The organism is [Clostridium] ultunense DSM 10521, assembly GCF_000511955.1.
Taxonomy (GTDB): domain Bacteria; phylum Bacillota; class Clostridia; order Tissierellales; family Tepidimicrobiaceae; genus Schnuerera; species Schnuerera ultunensis.
Genome location: NZ_AZSU01000002.1, coordinates 1 through 7,568, shown reverse-complemented (window position 1 = coordinate 7,568; position 7,568 = coordinate 1). Strand labels below are relative to the sequence as shown.

5 protein-coding genes, 2 rRNA genes and 1 pseudogene are annotated in these 7,568 nt (G+C 32.4%); 2 read left to right on the top strand and 6 right to left on the bottom strand.

Going from position 1 to position 7,568, the window contains the following annotated elements; genetic code table 11:
• Together CUL_RS16535 and CUL_RS0102795 are read left to right on the top strand one after the other, a co-directional pair.
• A pseudogene (locus CUL_RS16535) lies at positions 1-251 on the top strand (ISNCY family transposase); the annotation flags it as partial.
• A gap of 468 nt (positions 252-719) precedes the next feature.
• A complete protein-coding gene (locus CUL_RS0102795) occupies positions 720-1,370 on the top strand; it encodes a TetR/AcrR family transcriptional regulator (RefSeq protein ID WP_025640438.1) in 651 nt (216 codons plus the stop codon).
• Positions 1,371-1,408: 38 nt separating this feature from the next.
• On the opposite strand, the gene CUL_RS0102790 is transcribed toward CUL_RS0102795, so the two are convergent.
• The 6 genes from CUL_RS0102790 to CUL_RS0102765 all read right to left on the bottom strand — a co-directional run.
• Complete coding sequence (locus CUL_RS0102790) at positions 1,409-2,356, bottom strand: 3-hydroxyacyl-CoA dehydrogenase family protein (RefSeq protein ID WP_025640437.1); 948 nt, start codon at positions 2,354-2,356, stop codon at positions 1,409-1,411.
• Positions 2,357-2,385: 29 nt separating this feature from the next.
• On the bottom strand, positions 2,386-3,675 hold the full coding sequence (locus CUL_RS0102785; protein ID WP_005589169.1) for a GntP family permease: 1,290 nt from the start codon (positions 3,673-3,675) through the stop codon (positions 2,386-2,388).
• Between the two features lie 47 nt (positions 3,676-3,722).
• Entirely contained in the window at positions 3,723-4,484 is a 762-nt protein-coding gene (locus CUL_RS0102780; RefSeq protein WP_005589171.1) for a 3-hydroxybutyrate dehydrogenase, read from the bottom strand.
• A 372-nt stretch (positions 4,485-4,856) separates the two neighbouring features.
• The gene (locus tag CUL_RS0102775) at positions 4,857-6,563 is read right to left on the bottom strand and encodes a sigma-54-dependent Fis family transcriptional regulator (protein WP_025640436.1); all 1,707 of its coding nucleotides are present in this window, start codon (positions 6,561-6,563) and stop codon (positions 4,857-4,859) included.
• Positions 6,564-6,699: 136 nt separating this feature from the next.
• Positions 6,700-6,816: ribosomal RNA gene (rrf, locus tag CUL_RS0102770) — 5S ribosomal RNA — on the bottom strand.
• Positions 6,817-7,069: 253 nt separating this feature from the next.
• Positions 7,070-7,568: ribosomal RNA gene (locus CUL_RS0102765) — 23S ribosomal RNA — on the bottom strand; the annotation flags it as partial.

Below are 7,568 nucleotides of genomic sequence, written 5' to 3'. Positions count from 1 at the left end.
GGTAAATATTCGAAGACGTCATTTTTGTGACAATCCCTGTACTTCATCACCTTGTGGAAGAATGATCTACGTTTATCCTGAAAAGGATCTTCGTGCTTATCCAGGGACTCTTCGTGATACAGAAGAATGGGATAAAGTTTATAAAATCCGTTCAGTAGTAGAGCAGTCCATAAATCATTTTAAAGAAAGTTTCTGTATTGCTGGACGTAAAACCCAAAATGAGAAAACCATTCATGCCGATTTACTACTAGCAGGCATCACACAATTAATTACTGTTGTCCTTGCTGATAAAATACATAAGCACGAGTACATCAGAAGTTTAAAACCATTAATTGCTTAGGTATTTATTTTAGATATTCATTTTTCTAGAAATTTGATACCTTTATTTTGTGTACCCTTTTTTAAGAACAACTTTTAGTTCTCGCTAAACTTTCACTTGGATTCCACTTTCCATTCTTGAAACTCTTTTTTTGAAGGATCTATATTCCTATTATTCAGTTTTTAGAAAGAGTTTCGCAATTACTTATTATAAAGTTATAGAAATTAATAATGCTCGATGGAATATTATAAATTTCGTTAATTGTATAATAACATAATCATGTTTATATTTCAATCATGATTATGTTATTTTGTTGTTTATTTATATATTTTGTGATATGATACACAAAGCTATACATAGTATATTAAAAATAAATTTTTGAAAGGGAGTGATAATAGCTGTGGTTAATAAGAATATTCAACGAAAAAGAACTATGACTTATTTTATTGATGCAGCAGATGCAATTATTAAAGAAGAAGGCATTAATAAAGTTACAATTAGAAAGGTAGCAGATAAAGCTGGTTACAATAGTGCTACCATATATAATTATTTTGAAAACTTAGATCACTTAATACTTTTTGCTGCTATGCGTTACATAAAAGATTATTCTCTTGCTCTACCTGAATACTTAAAAGGCGCAAAAAACGCTTTGGATAGATTTTTAAAGGTATGGGAGTGTTTTTGTCATTTTTCATTTAAAAATCCTGAAATATATTACGCTATCTTCTTTGCAGATTTAGATAAAGATTTAGAAGATTATATTATTGACTATTATAAAATCTTTCCTGAGGAATTAGGGCCAAAATTAAAAGGCATTTCTACAATGTTATTGAAACATAATATATATGAAAGGGGCATGGCCACTATAAATGATTGTATTGATGAAGGATTTATAAGAAAAGAAGACGCTGAAACCCTTAATGAAATGGGAACTCTTTTATATGAAGGTATATTGGCTCAAGTAATAAAAGGAAAAGTTAATTATGATGAAGCTATTAAAAAAACAATGAAATATATTAAGTTTGTTGTTGAGTCTCTTCGAATTAAATAATTAAAACCCTCAATATTAAAAAATGAGGGTTTTAATTATTATCTGAAACTGTGTATATGTTTTAGCATTTTGAAAAACATTTTATCTCTCCTTTTAATGACTTCTTCATCCTTCCCCTCTGCATAATCATAGAAACCCTCCTTAGACTTAACCCCTAACTGGTTATTATCCATTAGATTTTTTAATACCTCTTGTGGTTCTTTTACATGGCTAAGATCACTAAATAAATAAGAGGATATATAGTAAAAAGTATCTAGTCCACCTAAATCTGCTGTCTCTAAAGGTCCAATTATAGGATATCTAAATCCAGGTCCATATTTCATTGCTCTATCTACATCTTCTACGGTAGCAATTCCTTGCTCTATTATATTTAATGCTTCTCTAAATACAGCAAACTGTATTCTATTTCCAATAAATCCTGGAGCATCTTTTTGAACAATTACTGGTTCCTTATCTATTCTCTTGACTAATTCTAATAATATATTTACTGTTTCATCTTTAGTTCCTTCACCTCTAATTAATTCAACTAAGGGTATAATATGGGGAGGATTCCAAAAATGCATTCCTATAAACCTTCCTTTATTTTTTAACTTCTTAGATATCTCTGTAATGCTAAGACCGGAAGTATTAGTTGCAAATATGGCATCAGATTTAGCTATTTCTTCTACTTCTCTCCAAAATTGTTGTTTAATATCCATCTTTTCTATAATTGCTTCTATAATTACATCGCAGTCTGAAAAAGCTTTTTTATCTAAGGAGTAATTAATATTTTTTACAATGTTTTTAGCTTCTGATTCAATCATTAAACCTTCTTCAATTAGACTACTATTGAATATTAAGATTAGTTTTTTTGAGTTTTCTAGAAATTCCTTTTTTATATCTGTTACTACTACCTCATATCCCTTTCTTGCAAATATTTGGGCTATACCAGAACCCATGGTACCCGCCCCTGCTATTCCGACTTTTTTAATATTCTCTAACTTCACTTTATAAGCCTCCTTTCTAATCCACATTATTAATAAATTCCTAGACTAGCAAGAATAATAGCTGGTATTGATGATAATATTGGCAAAATTAAGGATGTTACACAAATATCTATATAGGATTCTTTATGGGTCATACCTGTAATAGCTAGCAAGGTTAATACTGCTCCATTATGAGGGAGTGTATCCAAACCACCGGAAGCCAAAGATGCTACTCTATGGAATGCTTCAGGGCTAATTCCTGTTTCCAAAGCTAACTGATAATATTTGTCCCCTAAAGCTTCTAAAGCTATCCCCATTCCTCCTGAAGCTGATCCTGTAGCCCCTGCTAATATATTAACTGCTAGCGCTTCAGAAATGAGAGGACTTCCCTTTATCCCAAGGACCAAGTCTGTTAATGTTTGAAAACCTGGCACTGCTCTTACAACTGAACCAAAGCCAACTGCAGCACTTGTATTAATAATAGCTGTAATAGATCCAGTTGCCCCAGAACTAATAGTTTTGGTAAACCCTTTATAAAGTTTTAGATTAGTGAGCATGGACAAAATTATACCAGATAATAATGCAACCACTATATCCCATTTTAAAAGGTTTAGTGTTAATATTACAGACAGTAAAGGTAAAAATGCTATAAATGGATTAGGTAAATCAGTTAAATGTTCTCCGTTGTTTTCTGTCTTCTTTTCTGGTTCGGTAAATACATCGCCTTTTTCAGTAAGTTTTCTTTCTCTCCACGAAAGATATGCATATCCTAAACCAAACATGAATAAAGTTGCTACAATACCCATTATTGGTGCTGCTGTAGGAGTTGTGTTAAAGTAATCTATTGGGATTAAGTTTTGAATCTGTGGTGTTCCTGGTACAGCTGTCATTGTAAATGTAAAAGAACCAAGAGCTATTGAACCAGGAATAAGTTTTCGTGAAATATTAGCTTCCCTAAACAATTCCAATGCTAGAGGATACATTGCAAATACTACTACGAATAAACTTATGCCACCATAAGTTAATACTGCACAACCAATTATTACCCCTAATATAGCTCTCTTTGGTCCAAATACCTTAGTCAACCATTGAGCTATGGATTTAGCTGCTCCAGTATAGTCCATTAAATGCCCAAAAATGGCTCCTAACATAAATACAGGAAACCAAGATTTCGTAAATCCAACAAATCCAGCCATATAAGTTTCTTTATAGGTTTCAAGCAATGGAAGGCCACCTGATAATGCAACTACTGCTGCTGTAATTGGAGCTACCCAAATAATGGAATATCCTCTGTAAGCTAGAAACATCAATAATGCTAATCCAATAATAATACCTAACATGACTATTTCCTCCTATAATTTATTTTAAATATTTTATTATTAACTACTTAACCTGCAGTCCAGCCACCATCAATAGTCATTGTAGATCCTGTAATATGAGATCCTGCTTCTGAACATAAAAACTTAACTACTTCTGCAATAGTTTCAGGTTCAATTAATTTCTTAACCACTGCTTTTTGTAACATTATATTCTCGATAACCTCATCCCTAGATATACCATGGGATCTTGCCTGGTCATCTATTTGATTGTCTACTAATGGCGTTCTAACATATGCAGGACAAATAGAATTTACAGTTATACCATACTGACCGCCTTCTAAGGCAGCAGTTTTGGTTAATCCACTAAGTCCATGTTTAGCAGAAACATATGCTGCTTTAAATTCTGATGCTACCAATCCATGTATTGAGTTTAAATTTATAATTCTTCCCCAATTTTGTTCCTTCATAGTAGGCCACACATATTTTGTTAACAAAAAGGGAGCAGTTAACATTAGCGAGACCATGAAATCCCATTTATCTTCAGGAAAATCTTCAATTGTAGAAACAGTTTGAATTCCAGCCACATTAACAAGTACATCCACTTTTGAAAATCTTTCTACTGTAAATTCCACTAACTTTTTACAATCTTTTCTTTTGCTCAAATCTCCTCTTAAATAATCTGCATCAATTCTAATAGATTCTTCTTTCAACTTTTTTTCATTTATATCGGCCATAACTACTTTAGCTCCTTCTTTTGAAAAAGCTTCTGCAATAGCTAATCCGATACCACTTGCAGCTCCTGTAACAATACATACTTTGTTTTTTAACATTTTTAAACCCTCCCTTTAATTAAATTAGATTTGAAAAATCATTCTTGCAATTTCAATGCCATTAAAGTTAAACCTCATCCGTCTTTCTTAACTACTTTAAAAAGATCTGCCTTTTTCATTGATATAATCACATTTCAAAAAATAAGGATAGATGTTTTCCATCGGAAAACATCTATCCTTATACATAATTTATAGTGAATTATTTATTGATTTCATATTAAGCTTTATCATATCATTTAAAGTGTAAAGATTAACGTACAAAATATGTCAAATATATACAAAGCACTGTGCGGTTTTCAGTACAATTAATGTATTAGTCAAATTTAAGTGTTAATATTTCTGAAAATTCTGATTAATGTTAAAAAATTATCATTATATATCAATCTTATATTTTGATACTTTTTCATATAGGCTTGTACGACTAATACCCAACTCTTTTGCAGCTAATGTTTTGTTCCCATTAGTTATCATTAAACTATCTATTATTGTCCGTTTTTCTACCTCTTCCAGAGCGGATTTTAAGGTTTTTATCTGTTTATCTTCCATTATTCCTGTAATTTTAGAAGGTAAATGTTTAGGTTTTATTATTGTTTCTCCATCTAAAAAGTTTATAGCCCTTTCGAGTATATTCTCTAATTCTCTAACATTTCCAGGCCAATTATATCTTTTCAAATATTCCAATGTATCATCAGATATTTTGTCTACTCTTATACCTTCTCTCCTAGATATTTTTTTAATTAAGAATTTAGATAAAATATTTATATCCTCTTTTCTTTCTCTTAAAGGAGGAATTTTTATATTTACTACATTTAATCTATAATATAAATCTAATCTAAACATATCTTCTTCAACCATTTTTTCCAAATCTTTATTAGTTGCTGCAATAATTCTAACATCGATTTTTTCTGGATGGCTAGAGCCTATCTTTTCTATTTCTTTGTCTTGAATAGCTCTTAAAAGTTTAACCTGCATATTCATTGGCAAATCTCCTATTTCATCTAAAAAGATAGTACCTCCATCAGCAGCTTTAAATTTTCCGATTTTCCCACCTTTTTTAGCTCCTGTAAAGGAGCCTTCTTCATATCCAAATAGTTCTGATTCTAATAATTCAGAAGGAATTGCACCACAATTTACTTTAATAAAAGGAGAGTTTGCTCTCTTACTGTTATTATGTATAGCATGAGCAAATAGCTCTTTTCCCGTTCCCGATTCACCTAGAATTAAAACGTTAGAATTAGATTGTGCGATTTTTTTTGTAAATTCTTTTAGTTTATCTATTGATTTACTATGGCTTATTATATGGTCTAAATTGTATTTAGCTTTATTTACCATCTTAAACTCATTTTTATAAAGATTTAACTCTTTTTCAATTTTACTTACCTTTTCATATAGGTATTTTAGTTCATCTATATCTCTAAATAAAACTTTCCCTACAGCCCCTACCGCTTTTCCGTTAACAAATACTGGAATCCTCGTTGCAATCATCTTTTTTCCCTTAATTTTTTGTACTTCTTCATATTCTGGAATCCCAGTTTTTACAACTATATGCATCCTTGTATTTTCTATAACTTCTGTTACATGTTTACCAACGGCATCTTCAACTTTTATTTCTAAAAATTCTGCATAGGCTTTACTAAATAATTCGATATAACCTTCCTTATTTACATAAACAATAGGGTCGTTAGTAGTTTCCATCAATGCTTTTAGTAGGAATGCTGATTCTATCTCATCATCTGATTGTCTAATAAATTTTTTATAAACATCTAATTTTTGAAATATAATACAAATTCCTTCACTAGACCCATTATGGATAATATTTTTCACTACTGTAATAATGTCCGTGTCATTATATCTTATTATAGATGGTGTAGATTTTATATTAGTTTTTAACAGGTCTTCTACTTGTAAACTAGAAAATATGTCAGATATTTTTTTGTTTAAAATGCCTTCACAATCCAAATCCAGTATTTTTAAAGCTTTTTTATTTGAAAAACCTATTTTCCCTTTATCATCTACTATTAATACCCCTATAGATAATGAATTTGCAATTGTAGATAAACTAAAATTATTTTTGGACATTTAAATACACTCCCATATACAACAACTAATGATTGTAATTTGATTATATCATTAATATATGTATATAGCTAATTTAAGTTTTTATAAAATAATAAAACCTCTACTTCGACCTACGAAGTAGAGGTTTTATCTATGTACTTGGCAGCGTCCTACTCTCCCAGGGCGTTACCACCCAAGTACCATCGGCGCTGAGAGGCTTAACTTCTGTGTTCGGTATGGTTACAGGTGTTCCCCTCTCGCCATCGCCACCAAATATTCATTGGTTTGACATACCATCCATTTGTTCCAAAAGCATTCACAAATGGGGTAAAGCTTTTTTATAGTATTTTATTATGGTTTTGTTGCTTCGACTTAACTCTATTGGTTTGCTACATTGAGTACGCAGTCTCGCTACACAAATCTATTTGCTCGCTATCGCTCACATAGATTTGGGAATTCATTGCGTTTGACTTAACTTTTGATCACTTGCATTCGCTACGTTAGGTCATAAACAGTAAATTATATTTCTGGTCAAGCCCTCGACTTATTAGTACCTATTAGCTAAAAGTATTGCTACTCTTACACTCTAGGCCTATCTACCAAGTGGTCTACTTGGAGTCTTAACCTTTTTAGGTGGGAAATCTTATCTTGAGGGGGGCTTCGTGCTTAGATGCCTTCAGCACTTATCCCTTCCAGACATAGCTACTCAGCTGTGCCTCTGGCGAAACAACTGATGCACCAGCGGTCTGTCCATCCCGGTCCTCTCGTACTAAGGATAGCTCCTCTCAAATTTCCTACGCCCACGACGGATAGGGACCGAACTGTCTCACGACGTTCTGAACCCAGCTCGCGTGCCTCTTTAATGGGCGAACAGCCCAACCCTTGGGACCTACTCCAGCCCCAGGATGAGACGAGCCGACATCGAGGTGCCAAACCTCCCCGTCGATGTGGACTCTTGGGGGAGATAAGCCTGTTATCCCCGGGGTAGCTTTTATCCGTTGAGCGATGGCCCTTCCACTCGGAACC

Bases quoted from the DNA above. Each gene is read 5' to 3' on its own strand.
- CUL_RS0102785 (WP_005589169.1), bottom strand. From the start codon at position 3,675: ATGTTAGGTATTATTATTGGATTAGCATTATTGATGTTTCTAGCTTAC.
- CUL_RS0102780 (WP_005589171.1), bottom strand. From the start codon at position 4,484: ATGTTAAAAAACAAAGTATGTATTGTTACAGGAGCTGCAAGTGGTATC.
- CUL_RS0102775 (WP_025640436.1), bottom strand. From the start codon at position 6,563: ATGTCCAAAAATAATTTTAGTTTATCTACAATTGCAAATTCATTATCT.